This window comes from Psychrobacillus faecigallinarum (assembly GCF_014836595.1).
In the GTDB taxonomy this organism is placed as follows: Bacteria; Bacillota; Bacilli; order Bacillales_A; family Planococcaceae; genus Psychrobacillus; species Psychrobacillus faecigallinarum.
Map to the genome: position 1 here is coordinate 1 of NZ_JACSQO010000018.1, position 20,499 is coordinate 20,499.

Annotated in this window: 21 protein-coding genes and 3 pseudogenes; 4 read left to right on the forward strand and 20 right to left on the reverse strand. The window is 37.7% G+C overall.

The window, feature by feature from the left end; all coding sequences use genetic code 11:
- Nucleotides 1–97: 97 nt before the first annotated feature.
- The 6 genes from H9650_RS20830 to H9650_RS19885 form a co-directional block, all read right to left on the reverse strand.
- On the reverse strand, nt 98–916 hold the full coding sequence (locus tag H9650_RS20830) for a 3D domain-containing protein (protein WP_186318285.1): 819 nt from the start codon (nt 914–916) through the stop codon (nt 98–100).
- 860 nt (nt 917–1,776) lie between these two features.
- A complete protein-coding gene (locus H9650_RS19865) occupies nt 1,777–2,097 on the reverse strand; it encodes a hypothetical protein (RefSeq protein WP_144541893.1) in 321 nt (106 codons plus the stop codon).
- 238 nt (nt 2,098–2,335) lie between these two features.
- Nucleotides 2,336–3,334, reverse strand: a complete 999-nt coding sequence (locus H9650_RS19870; RefSeq protein ID WP_151112576.1) for an agmatinase family protein — start codon at nt 3,332–3,334, stop codon at nt 2,336–2,338.
- Nucleotides 3,309–4,601 carry an imidazolonepropionase gene (hutI, locus tag H9650_RS19875; protein WP_151112574.1) on the reverse strand — a complete coding sequence of 431 codons (1,293 nt, stop codon included), beginning with the start codon at nt 4,599–4,601 and terminating at the stop codon, nt 3,309–3,311. Before hutI ends, H9650_RS19870 begins: the two co-directional genes overlap by 26 nt.
- Before the next feature lie 6 nt (nt 4,602–4,607).
- Entirely contained in the window at nt 4,608–6,278 is a 1,671-nt protein-coding gene (gene hutU, locus H9650_RS19880) for a urocanate hydratase (RefSeq protein ID WP_151112572.1), read from the reverse strand.
- A gap of 15 nt (nt 6,279–6,293) precedes the next feature.
- Complete coding sequence (locus H9650_RS19885) at nt 6,294–7,574, reverse strand: YjiH family protein (protein ID WP_151113843.1); 1,281 nt, start codon at nt 7,572–7,574, stop codon at nt 6,294–6,296.
- A gap of 270 nt (nt 7,575–7,844) precedes the next feature.
- On the opposite strand from H9650_RS19885, the gene H9650_RS20835 reads away from it, so the two are divergent.
- Nucleotides 7,845–9,329 (forward strand): response regulator transcription factor, encoded by a 1,485-nt coding sequence (locus H9650_RS20835; protein WP_151112570.1) that lies wholly within the window; start codon nt 7,845–7,847, stop codon nt 9,327–9,329.
- 117 nt (nt 9,330–9,446) lie between these two features.
- Here H9650_RS20835 and H9650_RS19895 read toward each other — a convergent pair whose 3' ends face one another.
- The 4 genes from H9650_RS19895 to H9650_RS19910 are packed head-to-tail and all read right to left on the reverse strand — an operon-like array spanning nt 9,447 to nt 13,264.
- Nucleotides 9,447–10,784, reverse strand: a complete 1,338-nt coding sequence (locus H9650_RS19895; protein WP_225216191.1) for an Nramp family divalent metal transporter — start codon at nt 10,782–10,784, stop codon at nt 9,447–9,449.
- Complete coding sequence (locus H9650_RS19900) at nt 10,736–11,917, reverse strand: thiolase family protein (protein ID WP_154312238.1); 1,182 nt, start codon at nt 11,915–11,917, stop codon at nt 10,736–10,738. The genes H9650_RS19895 and H9650_RS19900 overlap by 49 nt, the downstream gene beginning before the upstream one ends.
- 29 nt (nt 11,918–11,946) lie before the next feature.
- Entirely contained in the window at nt 11,947–12,603 is a 657-nt protein-coding gene (locus tag H9650_RS19905) for a 3-oxoacid CoA-transferase subunit B (protein WP_191697979.1), read from the reverse strand.
- A gap of 4 nt (nt 12,604–12,607) precedes the next feature.
- On the reverse strand, nt 12,608–13,264 hold the full coding sequence (locus H9650_RS19910; protein ID WP_144541878.1) for a CoA transferase subunit A: 657 nt from the start codon (nt 13,262–13,264) through the stop codon (nt 12,608–12,610).
- 239 nt (nt 13,265–13,503) lie between these two features.
- On the opposite strand from H9650_RS19910, the gene H9650_RS19915 reads away from it, so the two are divergent.
- Both H9650_RS19915 and H9650_RS19920 read left to right on the forward strand, forming a co-directional pair.
- Entirely contained in the window at nt 13,504–14,283 is a 780-nt protein-coding gene (locus H9650_RS19915) for an IclR family transcriptional regulator domain-containing protein (RefSeq protein ID WP_154312237.1), read from the forward strand.
- Nucleotides 14,284–14,406: 123 nt separating this feature from the next.
- Complete coding sequence (locus H9650_RS19920; RefSeq protein WP_144541873.1) at nt 14,407–14,733, forward strand: nucleoside triphosphate pyrophosphohydrolase; 327 nt, start codon at nt 14,407–14,409, stop codon at nt 14,731–14,733.
- 506 nt (nt 14,734–15,239) lie between these two features.
- Here H9650_RS19920 and H9650_RS19925 read toward each other — a convergent pair.
- From H9650_RS19925 to H9650_RS19955, 8 genes and pseudogenes are all read right to left on the reverse strand, one after another.
- Nucleotides 15,240–15,749, reverse strand: coding sequence for an ankyrin repeat domain-containing protein (locus H9650_RS19925; RefSeq protein ID WP_144541871.1), 510 nt, complete (start codon nt 15,747–15,749; stop codon nt 15,240–15,242).
- Nucleotides 15,750–15,862: 113 nt separating this feature from the next.
- Nucleotides 15,863–16,369: pseudogene (locus H9650_RS19930) on the reverse strand (SMI1/KNR4 family protein).
- A gap of 16 nt (nt 16,370–16,385) precedes the next feature.
- Nucleotides 16,386–16,562 carry a hypothetical protein gene (locus H9650_RS20710; RefSeq protein WP_263619345.1) on the reverse strand — a complete coding sequence of 59 codons (177 nt, stop codon included), beginning with the start codon at nt 16,560–16,562 and terminating at the stop codon, nt 16,386–16,388.
- Nucleotides 16,529–16,798 carry a hypothetical protein gene (locus H9650_RS19935; RefSeq protein ID WP_263619346.1) on the reverse strand — a complete coding sequence of 90 codons (270 nt, stop codon included), beginning with the start codon at nt 16,796–16,798 and terminating at the stop codon, nt 16,529–16,531. The genes H9650_RS20710 and H9650_RS19935 overlap by 34 nt, the downstream gene beginning before the upstream one ends.
- A 134-nt stretch (nt 16,799–16,932) precedes the next feature.
- Complete coding sequence (locus H9650_RS19940) at nt 16,933–17,343, reverse strand: hypothetical protein (RefSeq protein WP_144541866.1); 411 nt, start codon at nt 17,341–17,343, stop codon at nt 16,933–16,935.
- A 324-nt stretch (nt 17,344–17,667) separates the two neighbouring features.
- Nucleotides 17,668–18,039 (reverse strand): hypothetical protein, encoded by a 372-nt coding sequence (locus H9650_RS19945; RefSeq protein WP_191697980.1) that lies wholly within the window; start codon nt 18,037–18,039, stop codon nt 17,668–17,670.
- Between the two features lie 22 nt (nt 18,040–18,061).
- Complete coding sequence (locus H9650_RS19950; RefSeq protein WP_154312233.1) at nt 18,062–18,382, reverse strand: DUF6572 domain-containing protein; 321 nt, start codon at nt 18,380–18,382, stop codon at nt 18,062–18,064.
- Nucleotides 18,383–18,594: 212 nt separating this feature from the next.
- Nucleotides 18,595–18,813 (reverse strand): annotated as a pseudogene (locus H9650_RS19955) (YrhA family protein); the annotation flags it as partial.
- Between the two features lie 66 nt (nt 18,814–18,879).
- On the opposite strand from H9650_RS19955, the pseudogene H9650_RS20575 reads away from it, so the two are divergent.
- Nucleotides 18,880–18,948: pseudogene (locus H9650_RS20575) on the forward strand (recombinase family protein); the annotation flags it as partial.
- Between the two features lie 574 nt (nt 18,949–19,522).
- On the opposite strand, the gene H9650_RS19960 reads toward H9650_RS20575, so the two are convergent.
- Nucleotides 19,523–20,089, reverse strand: a complete 567-nt coding sequence (locus tag H9650_RS19960; RefSeq protein WP_191697981.1) for an imm11 family protein — start codon at nt 20,087–20,089, stop codon at nt 19,523–19,525.
- Between the two features lie 19 nt (nt 20,090–20,108).
- Entirely contained in the window at nt 20,109–20,447 is a 339-nt protein-coding gene (locus tag H9650_RS19965) for an AHH domain-containing protein (RefSeq protein ID WP_222123084.1), read from the reverse strand.
- Nucleotides 20,448–20,499 lie beyond the last annotated feature (52 nt).

Sequence of the window (20,499 nt, forward strand, 5' to 3'; positions counted from 1 at the left end):
CAATCGCCGGTTCAATACCGTCAATCGGCTGCATAATAGGGTGTTTTATTCCTGTCTCAAAAACGTTAGTCAGTGCCTATTTACATAGGCTTCTAACTTAATCTAAAATGATTAATTTAACTTGCTTTCTACCCCATTGCATTGCATTTTCATAGGATGGCATAAATACATCAATTTTATTACCTTTAATAGCCCCACCAGTATCACCTGCAATTGCCTCTCCATAACCTTCTACCCATACTCTTGTCCCAAGTGGAATTATACGTGGATCAACGGCAATTACTTTTTCTTCGGGATTGGCTCTTAAATCAATACCGTAGGCAGTTGTACCCGAGCATCCTGTACAATAGGCTGTATAGGCTGTTGCTTCCATCGTCATCTCAATGGAACCATCTGTTTTTGGTGCTTCTGCTACAACTGGTGCAGATACTTCAATCTTTGTCGATGCTGCGCTTGGAGCTACTGGCTCATTTGGTGGAGCAGTAACCCCCATCACCTGTCTCTTCGGTGAATCCTCCGATTTCCCAGTTCCTTGCTTCACTATTAATTCATCACCTGGAAAAATTAAATCTCCTGTTATATTATTCATATTCATAAGTTCGCTGAGTGACAAATCATTTGCTAGAGCAATCCTATAGAGATTGTCCCCCTCGGTAACCGTGTAAATTACTGGCTCAGAACGAATTTTCATAAGCAATTTCATTGCATATAAGTCATCAAAATGTATATTAAAATCGTCCATCTCAGTTTCTAAGTCAGTTTCTTCGTCTACTAAATTCCTTTGGTCTGAAGCGTCGGTAAGAAGAATCATTTCATCCCTTTGATCCGTAGGGGATAAAACATTCGATGCGTGCGCTACTGAGTTTGTAGTTAAAGTAATTAGCGCAACGAATAAAATAGTCCTAACCTTGAACATAAAGTTCCTCCTTTGTACCTCTTTTCGTAAACTCTCTAGAGTATTGCCCCAAAACTTTAAAAAACAAACCCTCTAAATAAAAAAATAGAAGGTTTCGTTCGAAACAACTAAAGTTTTTAGAGAAACAAAGGACTTTATATCATAATAGATTGAGATTAAATTCATCAAATTCCTATTAATTCCACATTATAAAAATATCATAAAGAGTCATTGTATTAAATAAAAATACCCATTTTTTTCTAAATAAAACAACCCCTTTTCAACATCTACAAAATTGTATTTTCATTTAAAAATAATCGAATATTCACACTTTTAAGTGGGCAATTTTTAAAACTTAACGGGCGCAAGCTTAGTTTAGGAGCTATATTTTTCGATTTAGGAGCAACTTTTATATATTTAGGAGACACTTCTGACTTCCGTACGGGCGCTTTTCTCCATTTTAGGGGCGCAAACTTAGTTTTGGAGCTATATTCTTCGATTTAGGAGCGACTTTTACATATTTAGGAGACACTTCTGACTATGATATGGGCGCTTTTCTTCATTTTAGGGGCGCAAACTTAGTTTAGGAGCGGTTTTCTTCGATTTAGGAGCGGCTTTTACATGGTTAGGAGACACTTCTGGCTTCCGTACGGGCGCTTTTCTTCATTTTAGGGGCGCAAACTTAGTTTAGGAGCGGGTTTCTTCAATGTAGGAGCGACTTTTACATATTTAGGAGACACTTCAGAATCCATTACGGCTGCGAGCTTGGAGACAAATTTCTCATCATTTATTAATTTCACTATCAATTATTAATTAGAATTTTAAGCAAACAAAAATCCAGAGAAGAAAGCGATAAGCTCGTTTCTTTCTGGATCAGACTTTTATATCCATTTTAGGTTCTCCAATAGTTGATGAAAATTTTTTAAAAAGTTCTCCTTGCTCTCCTCGCTATTTAACGATTTAACATCTACCTGACTCATGAAGTGTAAAACCTCGGGATGATGATCCCAATTTTGTTCGAATCGATTCTTCAGCTCTACATACCAATCATATTGGTACATCCTTCGCATATGTCGGACGGCCCTTCGACTCTCTTCCGTGGTTACTTCCTTTGTCCTTCCATCTGAAAGAAACATGGACACTACAAACTTTGAAATATTATTAATATATTGGATAAACGTAGTGGATATCCTTTCTATCATACAATTCCTCCCCTGTCCCATTTACTACTATTATACGCTAAAACAGGTGGAAAAGATTTATTTTTCTGAATTTTACTTGAAAGAGCGTGAAGCTATATTTAGCCTCACGCTCTTTTTATATGAACGGTCATAAAAATTTTTATCCGGTCATAAATCTCGCGCGAACGGTCATAAAAATTTCTATCCGGTCATAAACCTCTCCCGAACGGTCATAAATTTCCCCATCCGGTCATAAACCTCATAATGCCTCGCGTTTCTTCACCTGGTGCTGATAAAAGGACGCTAAAAACGTTAAAAATGCGTAAGTGGTCGTCTTGACAGTAGCTTGTACTAGGTTATCCTTCGTTGGATCAATACATACAAAGTCAATGGCTCCTATCCCTTCACATTTCCCTACTTCATATAAAATATCAAATAGCTCATCCGAACGCATGCCACCGGGTGTGGATGCTGGAACACCGGGCGCATAGGCTATATCTAGGACATCCATGTCTACGGTGACATAAATAAAGTCTACTTGCTCCATCAATACAGATAGTACGTCCTGTATCGTTTGCTCGATGCCTTTTTGTCGCAGCTCCTTCAATCGTATCCGGTGAACCTCATAATCGTTTGCAGCCTCTATTAGAGAAGGTGCATTATAAAAACCATGCAATCCAATATTGTAGACATGCTTCCCCTCGATCACTCTACCTTCTATTAATTGGCGAATGGGGGTTCCGTTTGTCGGACCGTGTTCATCTGTGGAGCGCAAATCTAAATGTGTATCTAACTGTAAAATACCAATCTTCTTTTCTGGCATAACCTTCTTTAATCCACGAATAGTTGCAGCCGTTACTGAATGATCTCCGCCAATTGTTACCTTCAATGCGTTTGGATATTCTCCTGCCACATTCTCCATAGCGTCCTCGATGTGTTGATGGCTACGCAATATGTCCGTGAAATGCATCTTTACATTTCCGATATCCGCCACCTTCAACTCACGAATGTCTATACCTTCATCAATATAGTATGTCGAGAATTTTTCCCATGACTGACGAAAGGCATTTGGAAACTCAGATGCTCCTGAAACACTAATAGAAGACCTAGAAAGCGGTGCCCCAAGAAGCACTACCTCCCAGTCCTTTTTCTCACTTCGCCACTGGGGAACAATCCAGTCCTTGACCTTCATATCTTGATGCTCTATTCTCTGCCAGTTAAATGGAGCAGGCTCAATTGGTGCTTTTTTGTAGTCCATCTATGATCACCCCATTATCCACAACTACTTTTCCATTTTTTACAACGGTCTTCGTATGGTTCATTCCGTAAAAATATTGAAGTTGCTGATAGTTTTCGACATTTAAAATAAGCACGTCCGCCTTCTTACCAGATTCTAAAGAACCTATCTCATTTCCTCTGTTAATCGCATATGAGGCGTTAATGGTGGTCGCTGTCAGAACCTCCTCCATCGTCATGCCCATATTCATACAGGCTAAATTCATGATGAAAGGCAGCGAAATCGTTGGAGAAGAACCCGGGTTAAAGTCAGTTGAAATGGCAACCGGCACACCTTCATCCACCATCAATCGCCCTCGCGCAGAAGCTGCCTTTAAGAAAAAAGCTGTCCCTGGCAACAAAACAGCCACTGTTCCAGCCTGCGCCATTGCTTGGATTCCTTTATCCGAGGCTACCAATAAATGCTCCGCTGAAATAGCTCCTACCTCCGCTGCTAGCTCTGCTCCCTCATATGGCTCGATTTCATCTGCATGGATTTTAGGGATGAGCCCGTGTTCTTTACCAGCCAATAAAATTCTACGAGACTGCTCTGGAGTAAAGACACCCTTTTCACAGAAAACGTCATTGAACTCCGCTAGACCTAACTCTGCTACTTTCGGAATCATCTCATTGACAATCAAGTCTACAAACGCATCAGGATTTTCCTTATACTCAGCAGGTACCGCATGGGCCCCCATGAACGTTCTTACTACATCGATTGTATGATTCTCCTGAAGCTTCTTTGCAACCTGTAGCTGTTTCTCCTCTGTTTCCCAATCTAAGCCATAGCCACTTTTTGCTTCTACTGTTGTTATCCCATGACGAAGAAAATCATTTAGGTGTGCATATGTTTTCTCATATAAATGGTCAAAGGATGACTCTCTCGTTTTCTTCGTGGTAGCATGAATTCCTCCGCCTGCATTCATGATTTCCATGTAGGTAGCTCCATTTAAACGCATTTGGAATTCATTTTCACGAGTTCCCCCGAATACTAGATGCGTATGTGCGTCAACAAGTCCCGGCATAACTACACTGCCAGTGGCATCTAATATCTCTGCCTTCTCCATTAACTCTGGATGCTGCTCCTGAAGTTCTTCCTTAGTACCAACCGCTACAATGCGGTCTTCTTCTATTAATAGACTTCCATTTTCTATAATGTTAAGCTCAGTCATTTCTTTTCCCGTACGCGCTTTCTTACTAGCCGACGCTAGAGTAATTAATTGATTTGCATTTGTAATTAGTAGTGTCATGTATTCTCATCCTTTTGTGTTTAGCATTGGTATATGAACATTCTTCTCCTGGGCAGTTTTAATGGCAATCTCATAACCTGCATCTGCATGGCGAGCAACCCCCATACCAGGATCAGATATTAGCACACGGCTAATCTTCTCTGCTGCCATATCCGTGCCGTCTGCTACGAGCACCTGACCAGCATGCTGTGAATACCCCATTCCTACGCCACCACCGTGATGTACACTTACCCAGCTTGCTCCACCAGCAACATTCACTAATGCATTTAAGATTGGCCAATCGGACACTGCATCAGAACCGTCCTTCATTCCCTCTGTCTCCCGATTAGGGGATGCCACAGAGCCTGAATCTAAGTGGTCACGTCCAAAAACGATCGGAGCCTTAAGTTCACCTGAAGCGACCATTTCATTGACCTTAAGCGCAAAGCGGTGACGATCTCCATAGCCTAGCCAACAGATTCGAGCAGGAAGTCCCTGCCACTTCACCATCTTCTGAGCCATATCGATCCAGTTCACGAGCGCCTCATCGTTTGCAAACATTTCCTTTGCCAGTGCATCTGTCTTAAGGATATCCTCTGGATCCCCTGATAAAGCTGCCCAGCGGAACGGACCTTTTCCTTCACAAAACAATGGTCTAATATAAGCTGGTACAAATCCTGGGAAGTCAAAGGCATTCGCCACTCCCATTTCCTGTGCGTACTTTCTTATGTTGTTGCCATAATCAAACACCTCAGACCCCGCTGTTTGAAAATCCAGCATTGCCTGCACATGTTCAGCCATTGCCTTTTTCGCCTTTTGTTCATATGCTTTTGGATCAACCTTGCGAAGCTTTAGTGCCTCCTCTAATGACATATGGTTTGGAATATATCCGTTTAACGGATCATGTGCGCTTGTTTGGTCTGTAACTAGATCAGGAACAATACCACGTTCATAGATTTCTCTGTATACATCTGCACAATTTCCTACTAGCCCGATGGATGCTGCCTCTTTCTTTTCCTGTAATTCCTTCGCCATTCTCAGGGCATCATCTAAATCTTCTACTAAGTAATCGCAATAGCCTTCTTTTATTTTTCGTTCAATTCTTTTCTTGTCTACTTCTACTACAAGAATGACTGCACCTGCCATCTTACCAGCAAGTGGCTGAGCACCACTCATACCTCCCATACCACCTGTTAGGATTAATTTTCCACGGAGATCTGAACTGCCAAACACCTTTTTACCGGCCTCCACGAAGCTCAAATATGTTCCCTGTAAAATTCCTTGAGCACCGATATAAATCCAGCTCCCTGCAGTCATCTGACCATACATCATCAAATCCTTATCCTCTAGCTCGTAAAAATGCTCCCAGTTTGCCCAAGCTGGCACCAAATTAGAGTTTGCAATTAGTACACGTGGAGAATGCTCATAGGTACGAAACACTGCTACTGGCTTACCAGATTGAATGAGTAGGGTTTCATCGTTTTCTAGCTTTTTCAAGGATTCAATTATTTGTTCATAGCTCGCCCAGTTTCGTGCTGCCTTACCAATTCCTCCATACACAACTAGCTCATCTGGATTTTCTGCCACCTCTGGATCCAAATTATTCATGAGCATCCTCATAGCAGCCTCTTGTGTCCATCCTTTGCATGATAGCTGACTTCCTGTTGGTGCCTTTATATTTTGTAATACATTTTTCATAAAATAACACTCCCTTTAAAATAATATAAATGCGATTGGTGTAACAATGATTAAAGTAAGTACAACCCGTTGGAACCAAATAACGACCATCTGACGAATTGTTAGCGGAATGTCGGTAGAGAGAATGACTGGAATAACAGCCGAGAAAAATAAAATCGCCGATACCGATACGACAGCTACGATAAATTTCGTCAAAGTAGTAGCAGAGGTCACTAATAAGGCAGGAAGGAATATCTCTGCAATAGATACAGATAATGCTTTTGCAGTAAGTAATGGATCTGGAATTTGCAAAGCCCAAGTAAATGGAAGGAAAATATACGCAATCCAATCAAACACCGGGGTATACATAGCAAGCAGCAACCCTAAAAGTCCAATAGAAAGAATGGATGGTAGAACACCCATCGTCATTATTAAGCCTTCCTTTAAATGCTGCAAAAGGTTTTTCCACAACGGCGGATTTGTTCGCACTGCCTGCATCGCCTCTGACCAAGCTATCTGCAGTCGATTTTCGTTAACAACAACCTCAGGGTCTCCTTCCTCTACGATGTACTCATCCTTCAGTTTTGCTAAAGGCCAAATACGTGCCGTAATAGCTGTCACTAAAAATGTTACGACTAGTGAAACCCAGAAGAACCAGCTCCAATAAGCCATTAAGTCCAATGTATTTGCAATTACGACCATAAATGTAACAGAAACAGTGGAGAAGCCTGTTGCAATAATTGCAGCTTCTCTGATTGTGTACTTCCCTTGGTTAAACACGCGATTAGTCAGCAATAAACCAACAGAATAACTTCCTACAAAGGAAGCAACTGCATCTACTGCAGAACGTCCGGGAGTTCTAAAAACCGGTCGCATAATTGGTTGCATGAACACACCTATAAATTCAAGTAAGCCATAGCTGACTAGCAATGCTAAGAAGATAGCTCCTATCGGAATCAAAACACCAACTGGCTTAATCAGCTTATCCATTAAAAATGGTCCGACATTTGGGTCAAATAGCCAAGCAGGTCCGACACCTACCAACAACAATATCCCTACTCCCAGACCAACCAATTTAAATAAGGACATAATAATACTGACCTTATCCTTATTCCATGTTTTAGTGACAAATGGATATACAGCTCCACATACAAGCATGATTACTATATAGATTGTTACAAAAGTAGGTGCATTCACTGATAGCCACGTTACAATATGATCAAGTAGAATAGAAGATTTCTCGTTATACGTAAAGGTAACAAAGAAGCTAAAGATTCCTATTAAACTGCAAATAACAAACTTGAAGACAGAAAGCATCTCGGTCTTACCCTCTTGAATGAGCCCTTTATTCGGGATATTTACCAAACCCACCACTCCTTTTTCAATCAATTATAAAATTCAGAAAAGATTAAATATATGTAATGTTGTTATAAAATAAAGGAATTTCTTTAGATAAGATGGAATTTTATTAAGAAAGAGAAGGAATAATTTATGATTTTTTGACAGAATGAATAAAATCATAAGAAATTCCTAAGGGGATAAAGATTTAAAGCTAGATAACTATCGTAAAAAATGAGGTGTAATTGAGTGAAGCTCTTAATAATTGACCGAGATCAAACAGAAAGAAATGGAATTCAGTGGTATATCAAGCGATATCAGTTAAATATTACGACTATTTTAGAGGCGGGAAATATTAATGAGGCGGTTCAACAGCTTGAAGCAGAGAACCCAGAGGTTATTTTATTGGAGATGGAACTGCTTACTCAGGAGGAGTCAAATCGATTGAGAAAGGCTTTATCGCTAAATTCTCAGCACATCATTGGTATGACGGCAGAGCCTCTTTTTAAGCACGCATTAAATGCTCTATCTCTACGAGCACTCACCCTACTCGTTAAACCCCTCGATTTAAACATGCTAAAGCAATATATAACTCATGCAATAAGACAGAAAATAAATGTTCAAAGAGAGGTTCTCCCCTTAGTTGGCGATCATTCTATTTATCCTTCTTTATTTTTAGAGAAGCATCAGGTAGTAAATAATGAATTTACATTCTGTCTCATGTTAGAAACAGAGTTTTTGGAGCAAAACGAGCAGCTATTTCATTGGCTAGAATCTTTAAATCATCTGACTCTTTTACCCCTTTCTAAGCGCATTGTGGCATTTTCAACGGATGATTCCCTGGAGGGGCTTACTAAAAGAGCAAAAGCAATTATTAGAGAATGGACAAGCACACATAACGCAAACTTAAATATCGCGATCTATGATTTACCGAGAAAATCCATTAAGGAAATGTATCAAGCTATAAAAGAAACTCTAAAGCTACGTTTTCAGCATGGCTTCGGACAAGTTTTTCTTGTCAGCAAGCTTCCTAAATTTCATAGTTTAGATCCTTTTTTGACTATAGAGCAACAACGACTGTGGATAACAAGTCTTGAACAAAACGATGTTCAAACTATCAAGAGGTTTTTATATAGCATCACAGCCAATGAGATCTACTATCAGCCGGACACCATCCGCATTCAGCTTACTAGCATACTTGCTCAGGTAAGGAGGTTCATGCTGAAATACCAAATGGAAAAGCGATTAGATTTAGAATTGCGATACAACCGACTCTTCGATATCATCCTGAATCATCCGGTCCTTTACACGATTATTCAGGAATTCGTCCTATTCTGTCAGGACACCATGAACCAATCGATAAAACAAAAAGAAAAAGGCCAGTTCGACTATGTAAATGCCGCCCTAGACTTTATCGATTATTCCTATACGGATCCTAAGTTAAATTTAGAGGTACTAGCTAGTTTTATAGGGATCAGCCAAAGCTATTTAAGCATGCTCTTTTCACAAACAAAAGAGATGACATTCAAGCAATACCTTAACCAAAAACGTCTTACTCATGCAAAGCAGCTGCTTCAGGAAACCAATCTAACCATCCATGAAATTGCATCAAAGACCGGCTTTAATGACGCCAACTACTTTTCAAAACTGTTTAAGGGGAAGTATGGAGAAAGCCCACTTTTGTATAGGCAACATGCAACTTTATCTATAGCGAAAGGCGCAGGTACCCTTTAAGTGTCATTTTTAAAATAGCTGTTTTCCGTTGAAGTAGTCGCCTGTTGCTATAGCTATAACAATAAAAATCGTATAAAAAATAAAACCATCACGTTAACAAACGTGATGGCTCCTATATTAACCAAACAATATTTTAACCAATTCACTTATTCCCAAATAACCAAACATAATGAGACATCCTATTAGTACGGCATTGGACACTAATTTGTTACGTGATTCTAAATTCTTGGCATTAAGAAGCAATACTAAAGAAAGGGCTAAAAATGGCATGAATAGAGATCCTAACGCTCCATAAATAATGATTAGTTCTACTGGTTTTCCGAAATAAAACAGAACCATTGGAGGGAATGTCAGCCATGCTAAATAGAAGCGATAAGCTGGTTCCTTTGTAGAAACCTTCTCTTTTCCAGGGCCTTTCTTTTTACGAATGGTTTTCATGAAATCTGCGAACAGATAAGGAACGCCATTCCAAACACCTAGTAGAGAAGTGTATGCTGCAGACCAGAAGGCCACTAAGAACATCCAGCGCATAGGTGTTCCGAATTCAGCTCCTAGCATGTCAGCTAGCTTAACCAGTCCTTCATCATCTCGAATACTCACTCCCGTACCTGCTAGGAACTGTGCCCCTATGACTAAACCAGCTAGTGTAAAAAGAGCTGTTAGAGTATATGCGACTTTGGCATCCAGACGCATGGCACTAACCCATTCCTTACCCTTCCACCCTTTCTCAGTCAACCAATATCCGTAGGAGGCCATTGTTATTGTCCCACCTACTCCACCGATTAAACCAAGCATAAGAATAAATGAACCTTCTGGAATACGGGGTACAAATCCAAACGCGAAATCACCAAAGCTTGGTAAGAACATTACTGCTGTACCGATAATCGTGATAAACATGACTCCAACTAAAACAGTCATTACTTTTTCAAACAGAAGATAGCGACCAACCCATATTAATATAAAACCTACGATTGAGTGGATGATAGCCCAAGCCCAAATTGGCATAATTGGGAACATGGCATGCATCGCCATCCCTGATGTGGAAGCAGCTGCTGCACCATATACAAAGCCCCATATAATTGCATAAACACCAAAGTAACCAGTTGCCCATTTACCGAGAGAATGCCAGCCATCCACAATCGTTTGACCGGTTTCTAAATACAGTCTCCCTACTCCCTCGTTCAAGAAGTATTTTAAAATGGCACCAACAATTACTGCCCATACAAAAGTCATTCCAAAAGATGTACCTATTACAAGCGATGTTATTAAGTCGGCCGTTCCAGCACCGGTTGCCGCCACGACGATTCCTGGACCAACCTGCTTCAGCTTCTCGCCAAATGTAGCAGGTGGAATTAAATATTGATTTACCTCTTTACTCATCATATCATCCTTTGTATTATGTATTTTTACATATTCTCCAGAAGTACAGCCATCCCCTGGCCACCTCCAACGCATAGCGTTGAGATTCCAAATTGTTCATTTCTATGCTTCATTTCATGTAATAGCTTCGTAAGAATAATTGCACCCGTAGCACCTAGGGGGTGTCCTAAAGCAATAGCCCCTCCATTAACATTTACCTTACTTATTGGAATCCCCACTTGTCTGATAACTGCAAGTGATTGAGAGGCAAATGCTTCATTTAGCTCCCATAGTCCAATATCCTGTACCTTCAAGTCTGTTTGTTTTAGAAGTTTTTCAATTGCTGGGACTGGACCAATCCCCATATAACGGGGGTCTACTCCAGTTGTGGACCAACTTTTTACTTTCGCCAACGGTTTTAAGCCTAGTATGTTTGCTTTCTCTGCAGTCATAAGGATAATCGCACTTGCCCCATCATTTCTTCCGCATGCGTTTCCAGCAGTTACTGTTCCGTCCTTTTTAAACACCGGCTTTAAACTTGCTAATTTTTCTAATGAGGTGTCACGCATATGCTCATCTCTTGCAAACACACTAGTTTCTTTTTTAGACTTTATTTCAATTGGAACGATTTGAGAGTCAAAACGGCCTTCCTCCCAGGCTTGCTTCGCTCGTTTTTGACTTTCCAAAGCAAATGCATCCTGATCTTCGCGAGATATGTCATATTTTTCAGCTACATTTTCTGCTGTCATACCCATTCCTAAATCCTTACCATACATCTCCATCGGTTGTTGACCATTTTCTAAATTGGAATCTACGATATATGGATTTCCTTCTCCAAAACGAGAATTTCGTAAATACAAAGGTGCTCTACTCATATTCTCTGCTCCACCTGCTAGAACAATATCTTGAGAATGGAAAGCGAGATGCTGAACACCGGATATAACCGATTGCATACCTGATGCACAAAGGCGATTTACTGTATAACCAGATGACTCGATTGGAATTCCTGCTTTCAGAGCCGCGACTCTAGCCAAATTGGAGGCTTCCGTCGATTGCCTTACTTCACCGAACACTACTTCATTAACTTGTTCGACTGTCAATCCTGCTTGGGTAATTGCTTCTTTCATCACGGTAGCAGCAAGATCAGCAGCTGGAACGTTTCTTAGCTGCCCACCAAATCTGCCTACCGCTGTTCGATTGGCACTAACAATCACAAATTCATGCTCCATATTCTAATCCCCCTTGTAGTTTCTTCTATCTAATAAATTGATAATGTTGGAGACACAATAAATTTCGCAGGTGTAATTTCTTTTAGCTTCTCTACTGTCCAACCGTCTGCTAGTTCCTCCAGAACCATTTTGTTTTCTACAAAACGAAACACGGCATACTCCGAAATAAGTGTACTTACGATATTCTTTGCTGTTACTGGGTAGGTACATTCACTAACGATTTTCGGCTCGCCATCCTTGGAGCAATGCTGAGTCGTTATAATGACTTCCTTTGCACCAGCTACTAAATCCATAGCCCCACCTACTCCTAAAATATCCTTTCCAGGAACTGCCCAGTTTGCTAAATTCCCTGTTTCACTAATCTGCAATGCTCCTAGAATGACCGTATTCACATGCCCTCCACGAATCATGGCAAAGGATTCGGAGGAAGAAAAATAGGAAGCGCCTAGTTGAGCGGTAACTGGTAGCTTACCCGCATTAATAATTTCGAGATCTAACTGTTTCTCGCTCGGAGATGGACCAACGCCTAGCAATCCATTTTCCGTATGTAAATAAACTTCTTTGCCTGTGTCTAAATAATCCGCTACTAACGTCGGGATACCTATTCCAAGATTCACAATGGAACCGTTTTTTATTTCTTCCGCGGCTCTTTTCGCGATTTTTGCTTTACTACTTATAGTTTCCATTTTTTCACTTCCCCTCCTCCACAATATAATTGACAAATAAATGTGGAGTGATGATATGCTCAGGATCTAGTTGCCCTACCTCCACTAACTCTTCTACTTGCACAATAGTGATTTTGGCAGCCATCGCCATATCAGGATTAAAGTTTCTAGCAGTCTTTGAAAAAACTAAATTGCCTAGCTTATCGGCCTTTTTAGCTTTAATAAGGGCCACATCCGCCTGAAGAGGAAACTCCAATACATATTCCTTACCATCTATTACTCGTGATTCCTTGTTCTCTGCGAGCAATGTACCAGCTGATGTACGAGTGTAAAAACCACCAAGCCCTGCTCCAGCAGCTCTAAGCCTCTCTCCAAGCGTCCCCTGAGGTACAAGCTCTACTTCAAGTTTTCCATCCTTTGCATATTGGACAGCATCCCTATTGCTTGTAAAATAAGAGCCGATTGCTTTTTTTATTTTGTTTTGCATTAATATTTTGCCTAAGCCCTTACCACCTGGTTCTCCCAAATTATTGCTAATAATTGTTAAATCAGAAACCTCATGCTCAGCTAGTGTATCCACAAGCTGAAGCGGACAGCCTATTAAGCCAAAGCCTCCCACTGCAACGATATCCCCATTTTTAATAGAAGAGATTGCTTTCTCAGCAGTCACAATCTTATTCATGTTGATAAATCCTCCTTTGTAGAAACCCTGAAAACCCTTACATTTATGTATAAAAAATATAGACATCATTGCCATACTTCTCATTAAGTTGTACACTATCCGTACAGTAATACGTTATGTGTTCTATAATTATATATATTAATTTTTTATTTTTCAAGAATAATATAAAATATTTAGAATATTTAAGGATAATATTGTAAAATAATCGTAAGGTTTCATATATAGAGGAGAAGATTTTTTTGGAAAAAAATAATAATGGTTACTTTGTAAATTCCGTTGCCAAAGGGTTTGAGGTGTTAAATGCCTTTACCTCCAATGCTAGTACAATGTCCCTTCGTGATTTGGAAGAAAAAACAGGTATCAACAAGGCTACAGTCAGAAGGTTTGCCCTCACTTTAGTCGATTTGGGCTATCTTCGATTATTACCAGAGAATAAATTTCAGTTAAGCCCTAAAGTATTAGATCTAGGATCCAATTACTTAGAGACTCTAAGCCTGCCTGACCTATCACTACCAATCCTTCAGGACATTGCTAAAAATGTGAAGGAGTCAACCAATATGGCAGTGCTTGATGGACCAGAGGTTGTCTATGTACTACGTGTCAATGCCGCCGAACGAATCATTGGATCAAATTTGCGCATTGGATCTAGACTTCCCTATTTTGCAAGCTCCCTAGGAAAAGCACTTGTTGCTTGGCTTCCAGAGAGCGAAAGGAAAAAAACATGGGACTCTGCAACGATAGAGGCCTTTACGGAAAAAACCATAACATCCTATAAAGAATTTGAAGCCCATTTGGCCATTTGCCGTTCCCAGGGCTATGCTGAAGGCAATGGCGAACTAGAGGTTGGACTACGTTCCATAGCAATGCCCATTTTCAATCGCAGGGGATTACCAATAGCAGCCATCAACATCTCTACCAACTTATTACGAAGCTCTGAACAACAAATTGCTGACGTCTATCTGCCAGCCCTAAAAGAAGGGGCAAGGACCATCAACCAACAAACTGAACATTTAAGTTGAATAAATGGAAGTAAACAGAGACAACTTAACAATTTCCTGTATTGTCAGGACACATAAAACTAATATAAGTTATCCTAACTCTTAGCCGCTTTAATGAAAGGAATAATGACAGGAGGAATTTAAATGCCAGTTTACAATAAGCTAGTACGAGACCTAATTCCGCAAGTAATTGAGAACTCTGGAAGTAGGTTTTCCACTCGTATTTTAGACAAATCAGAGCATCTAACCGAAGTTAAAAATAAATTTTATGAAGAAATGAAAGAATTTGAAGCTACGGATAATAGAAAGGATGCCCTCGAGGAGCTTGCTGACATTCTAGAATTAATACACGCAGCACTTCCTATTTTTGAAGCTACGTATGAAGAGCTTGAACAAATTCGGATAGCTAAAAAAGAAAAGCGAGGGGGCTTCAATGATGGAGTCTATTTGATAGAGGTTGAGGATGCGTAAGCTGTGGATAATTACATCTAATTAAAAATCTTTCTCTACATTAAGTACAAACAAGGTGGCGACTGGGATTCATTATATCTTCATTAACATTACCATCGATACCTTTGTTTGTTGGGGCAGTATCCACTTTTGCAGACGGCGTGTTAATTGTCTTTGAATTTTTGGATCGAAACGTTTGGTTGCTGCTTTCTAGGATCATCCATCTCATTTTTCCTTATTGTAGCATGCGCGTTCTGAATATCTTGATTAATACTGCCATTAGTATTAAAACGATACTCCATGATGGTACAACCACCATGATCTCTGGATTCTCAAACAATTATTTTCTTCTTGTCGTTACTTAGACTATATTCATGTTATACAAAGTATAATTGTTTCATAAAAAAAACACCTGTTACCTATAAGGCAATCAAGTGCTTTATTTATGATTAAATTTTTAATATCATCTCTATACTACTGAGCCTATTAATCTCAAAATTCTAAGGCTACCCGTCTATATAAATTTTTTATTCTTTTTCTGTCATCTTCTGCTTTAGATAATCAGCAATTTCTTTTTGTCCTCTTTCTACGGCAAATGCATAGGCATCCATATCTTTCATGGTTTCTCCAGTGTATTTTATAAATATATTTATATTATTCTCAACTAATAATTTAACAATATCCATATGTCCTCCATATATTGCAGCAAACAGAGGATTTCTATCGGGTTCACTAATATCAATCTCCACATTCTCTCTAATTAGATAATCAGCAATATCTAAATGTCCTTTAGCAGTAGCTCTTTCAAGAGCATTTGTAGAAAAAGTTCCACCTTTTGCATTAATATCTATTCCAGCATTAATAAGATATCCTACTATTTCTAAATGCCCATGTGCTGCCGCTACATGTAACCATGTACCAAAAGGTGTCATCCATGTTAACATTTCTGGTTCTTTCTCAAGTAAATCTCTCAAAGTATCCAATTTACCACTTTTTATGGCACTTCTAATATCTTTAGCAAGTTGTTTCTTATCCATCTTAATTTCTCCTTTAGCCTCTATTTCCTAGAAGCAATATCAGCTGATTTAATATAATTTAAAATAAAAAACCTTGAAAAGCTTTGAGCCAAACAAGGTAACAAGTAAAATTTCTACTCTATTTCAATTCCGTCATAAGCATCTCCTAGTGATTCAAAATCATCACTATACCAATACCAACTCTCACCTTCGCCTTTACTTACTAATATTCTATTTAATAAATCAGTAAATGAAATTGCTACAACTGTACTACTACCTACTACACCATGGGAATCCCAGTGACTATCATAGCATTTTCCTAACCTGTCAGGATGTAAATCAATCGATAAATAATTACCACTACCTAGGTCACCGAAAATATACCAATGTGAGGAAATATCATATTCGCATTTTTCCCCCACAATTATAGGGTTTGCCAGCACGAATTTATCAGAAGGAACGATAGAAACGCCAAAATCTACATTAGTAAACAACTCCACTCCTCCACAAATCGTATAAAATTCAAGTAAATCTTTCGGAAGAACGTCACCCTGTTAAATATTTTCTGGAAGTCCTTGAGGTGGGTAAACTTTACAGTATTCTGTTTCATTTATTTTTTGAAGAATCTCTTTTATGCTCATAATAGCCTCCTTATTATTAGTCTAGTGTATATAAATATTTATTTATTTGTCTGTAATATTCTCTCCTAGTTAATTCCGGAACCTTTGCAGCATCAAACATATCTTCTGATAATTTTTGTATCTCTTTAGGACTAACATTTTTCCAATCAACTTTCGCTCCTAGAGGTCTACACCTGTTCTCTCCCGTAGCCATTTTCTATAGACCTTTTTAGTTGCTTCGTGCATCCCACCATTATTCCTATCTGTGAGAGCAACTGTAGGTGACTTACCAACTTTTTCTTTATATCCTGGAATATTTTGCTTTGCCCACTCATTCATTACTCCATGATGATTTTCGAGACCGTGCTTTCCATTTGCAGAACGATAAGAAATTACATCATACTCTTTTACAACTTTTTCCGTACCCTTAGTATCTACATCCACATACATTATATTTAAGAATAGTCTTAAGATTTATTGACTCATATACTAGTCACCTAAGTCTATTTTTTCATAATGCTTATCAATTAATTTCACTAAATAATCATCTAATTTTTCAATATTTTAGCTTTCACAAGATTTTTTTATAATTTGTTTTGTTGTGAAAATGCTTCTAAAATCCTTTCAATAGGTAAACTAGCAGTTTTTAATAATTTCTCTACTTTGTCCTTTATTTGCTTATTAGAAGCAATTATTTTTTTATACTCTTCTCCATCAAAAGAACGTAAAGAATCTATTGCATATTCAGCCACTTCATCACTCTCATTAAGTAAGTCTAATAATAAATTAAATCCATATACTCCGTTATCTTCATCTATACAGTAGGCCAATCTAATTTTATATTTATCATCTTTATCTTTTAATCCTCGAATTAAATTCTCCCAATCAATATTAGTAAACTCACTCATCAATTCTTGCACATACATAAATTCATCGTCATAAAAATAATTATCTGCGCTATTTTCAGATAATACTGCATCTACTTTTTCATACATTCACTTTCCTCCTCTATTTACTAAAACCACCTGGTAATGGAGCATTATAGTATCCACTTTTGCAGCTTTGTATTTTTGAATGCAAGCGTTTAGTTGCTCAACTTTATAGGATCTCCCTTATCATCCATCTCATTAAATTTCTCCTTGGTATCAAAAGCTGCATAGTTCTCCTTTACAACAGATTAATCATCTTTAGATATACTTGCTATCATTTTTAATAAATTCTCATCAATAATATTTTTCTGAAATAATATAGTGGAATTGAAATCACCAAACTCCAATTTAATCAATTCAATTAATTTATTTACTTCATACTGAAAATCATTAAATTGCATTTACAATATCTATCTGCATCGATTCTAATGTACTTATTTCATATGTTTTTTCAATCCATTGATATGAAGGACATGCAAATGCCCCATTTGCTCTCAAACTTTCTTTTGCATTTATGTTCTCAGGCATTTCAAAGATTTCCCAAAATAAATTGTCATAGTTATAAGATTTAATATTCATTCTGAGAAATAAAGTCCATTTGTCTTCGTTGCATTGAGGCCAGAATACAGCATTAACAAAATATTCACCCACAACCTTATAAATACAGTTGGATATCACCTTGAATTTTTGTTTTTTCGCCTCTTGCTTTATGTTGGTCATTATCATTTTTTCTATTTCTCGGTCTTTTTGATTTTTGCTCATATTCTATCAATCTCTTTCCGATTCAATTCTTACTTATAACCACTTGGATATTGTATTCTCTCAATTGTTTATTAATAACTTGAACAAATTTTAAACAGTTCTCACTTGCTTCATATTTAAACCCTACATCAATAATGTAATATTCAAACGATTCATCTAGGTAGGTCTGTGCGTACTGATTTGATTCTATAAAACTTAGATACGCATTAATTTTATCTTGCAATAAGTTTAAATGCTCTGCTTCATTTTCCCAATCTAAATGGTCTGAAAGCATTAATCTCAAGCCTTTCCCATCCTTGCTTATACCCATAGCATCAATTTTATCAGTTTCTAATATTGACATATCTCTCGCCTCGCTATTCTGGTCTAATAATCTCTACTTTTGTAGGAGGTATTTGTGTACCACCTTCAAACCTTCCTTTACCTTTACCTACTACATTTCCCTCACCTGTAATTCTGGGAAACCTTTTGTTTGATTTTTTGTCAAAGGTGCTGTTGTTAAATGCTGCCGCCGGATTGTATATTTTAACTAAGTGCTTCAGAAAAAGCAGATTCAAACTTTTGGTCAATCCCATAGATTTTAAGTCCATTAAATTCAATTCCACTCACTCTTTGTAAAAATTCATAGTATTCCTGAGGCAGTACTTCTTCACCAAATTTTTCTACTACAGATTTACGAAATTCTGATAACTCGTTTTCATTGGCAGGTAAATTGAGTTCTCGATTTCGTTTCTCTCTCATTTTGGAAATCTGACTAACTTGCTCTCTCCACATATAATAATCACCTTCTAAATATTATTTATTCCTTGGGTAAATGTCTCCTTCTAGAATAGGAAAATGTTATTAGACCAATATCAAAGATTAGAAATTGCATTAAAGTTAGGGAGAGTGCGAAACAAGAAAGCCCAATAGTAGACAATCAAGTGCTTTAATTTTATTTCACCGCTTTTAAAATATTTGATAATATCAACTTTTTAGCACGACCGTCTCTAGTAAAAATACAACCCCAAAATTTTAAGCCCAAGCAATATAAGAACTCTCTTTCACGTAATCTTATTGTTATCGCCACGAGATTTGTCATTCTCGTTAGTTTTTTAGCCATTACATGTCATAGCTACCCCCGCCATGTAAAATGTCGTCTCGCCCAACTCATACTTTTCTTCCTAGCCAGTATTAAAATAAAACTCCTTGATGGTATAACCATCATGAGCTTTCGATTCTCAAACAAAACAAATTCTTATTGTCTCACTCAAAAATCTTACTTGCAAAACCTACAAACTTAAGGCAATGACAAAGCTCATAATGCTATTATTCACTATCTTTATGTATCCGTATCGTTACCACCAACATGTGAAATGTCAAATCGACCATTTCTTGTACTTTTCTCTTATCATTCCTATATAAATAAAACTCCATGATGGTATTACCTTCATGGAGTCTTTATTTTCGAATATATTCTAGTAAAAAATTCTTATTCTAAAATTTAGATAGCTTTAATTTCGTAAAATTCCATACCCGTAAATTCATTATTTTCAATTTCTTTTTTAAATATTTCTGAAACAAAAATAGGAATTTCCTGTCTATTTCCCAATTTAAAAATATCACTATTTTCTACTTTACTCTCATAAATTGCATATTTTCGTACATTATATATTGTCCCAACACTTTTAGTCTGTATTTCATGGTAGTCTGATTCTTCTAAACAAATTGCATCGACCACTTTAAGAATATTAGCAATATAATACCCTTCTAAACTATCTCCACTTTTCAACTCAACAATGTCAACTGGAAAGTACTCAATTTTTGTATTTAAGGTCTCCATAATAGTTTTCAATCTTCTAGATACCACAGACCATCCCATATCATTTGCAAGATAGTCTGTAGGCACTTCTCCCTCACTTTTATCATAGTAAAATTTAAAACTTCCATCCCATCTATTAAAAGTCTGTCCAGTTTTAAATTCATATTGTTGAATACTTAAATCATCCTTATAATGACAAACTATATCATTTTCACCTGAAACTTCTATGCTTAGCTTATAAAATTTCATCTGTATTCCCTACCTATTTTTAATTTAACCAATACTCTTTGTAAAGCATATCTGGATTTTCCCTGACTTCTTTCTTTAAACCTTCAAATAGCTCTAAAAAAATTTCTTTATTCCCACGCGCAATAGCATCATATTCATTTATCCTGTCTAACACATATTCATGATATGCGTTCGGATCTCTACCTTGAGGTGGCAATAATTCTTTATTCCAAGCGTCATCTAATTCCAAACCATACTTTTTTTTCACATTTTCTAACTGGTGAGTATACGTTTTACTTTTATTTGTCGCATAGTGATGAACTTGTTTTGGTTTTTCTTTTTTAGGCTTACCCGTACCCTTAGGAATATCGAAAAATATACTTTATGAAAGGTGGCAGTCTATTCAACCACCACCCAAATTGATTAACTAG

Excerpts from the sequence above, each read along its gene's own strand:
- H9650_RS20830 (WP_186318285.1), bottom strand. The coding sequence starts at position 916 with ATGTTCAAGGTTAGGACTATTTTATTCGTTGCGCTAATTACTTTAACT.
- H9650_RS19865 (WP_144541893.1), bottom strand. The coding sequence starts at position 2,097 with ATGATAGAAAGGATATCCACTACGTTTATCCAATATATTAATAATATT.
- H9650_RS19870 (WP_151112576.1), bottom strand. The coding sequence starts at position 3,334 with ATGGACTACAAAAAAGCACCAATTGAGCCTGCTCCATTTAACTGGCAG.
- hutI (WP_151112574.1), bottom strand. The coding sequence starts at position 4,601 with ATGACACTACTAATTACAAATGCAAATCAATTAATTACTCTAGCGTCG.
- hutU (WP_151112572.1), bottom strand. The coding sequence starts at position 6,278 with ATGAAAAATGTATTACAAAATATAAAGGCACCAACAGGAAGTCAGCTA.
- H9650_RS19885 (WP_151113843.1), bottom strand. The coding sequence starts at position 7,574 with ATGCTTTCTGTCTTCAAGTTTGTTATTTGCAGTTTAATAGGAATCTTT.
- H9650_RS19895 (WP_225216191.1), bottom strand. The coding sequence starts at position 10,784 with ATGCGTTGGAGGTGGCCAGGGGATGGCTGTACTTCTGGAGAATATGTA.
- H9650_RS19900 (WP_154312238.1), bottom strand. The coding sequence starts at position 11,917 with ATGGAGCATGAATTTGTGATTGTTAGTGCCAATCGAACAGCGGTAGGC.
- H9650_RS19905 (WP_191697979.1), bottom strand. The coding sequence starts at position 12,603 with ATGGAAACTATAAGTAGTAAAGCAAAAATCGCGAAAAGAGCCGCGGAA.
- H9650_RS19910 (WP_144541878.1), bottom strand. The coding sequence starts at position 13,264 with ATGAATAAGATTGTGACTGCTGAGAAAGCAATCTCTTCTATTAAAAAT.
- H9650_RS19920 (WP_144541873.1), top strand. The coding sequence starts at position 14,407 with ATGCCAGTTTACAATAAGCTAGTACGAGACCTAATTCCGCAAGTAATT.
- H9650_RS19925 (WP_144541871.1), bottom strand. The coding sequence starts at position 15,749 with ATGGATAAGAAACAACTTGCTAAAGATATTAGAAGTGCCATAAAAAGT.
- H9650_RS20710 (WP_263619345.1), bottom strand. The coding sequence starts at position 16,562 with ATGGCTACGGGAGAGAACAGGTGTAGACCTCTAGGAGCGAAAGTTGAT.
- H9650_RS19935 (WP_263619346.1), bottom strand. The coding sequence starts at position 16,798 with ATGTATGTGGATGTAGATACTAAGGGTACGGAAAAAGTTGTAAAAGAG.
- H9650_RS19940 (WP_144541866.1), bottom strand. The coding sequence starts at position 17,343 with ATGTATGAAAAAGTAGATGCAGTATTATCTGAAAATAGCGCAGATAAT.
- H9650_RS19945 (WP_191697980.1), bottom strand. The coding sequence starts at position 18,039 with ATGAGCAAAAATCAAAAAGACCGAGAAATAGAAAAAATGATAATGACC.
- H9650_RS19950 (WP_154312233.1), bottom strand. The coding sequence starts at position 18,382 with ATGTCAATATTAGAAACTGATAAAATTGATGCTATGGGTATAAGCAAG.
- H9650_RS19960 (WP_191697981.1), bottom strand. The coding sequence starts at position 20,089 with ATGAAATTTTATAAGCTAAGCATAGAAGTTTCAGGTGAAAATGATATA.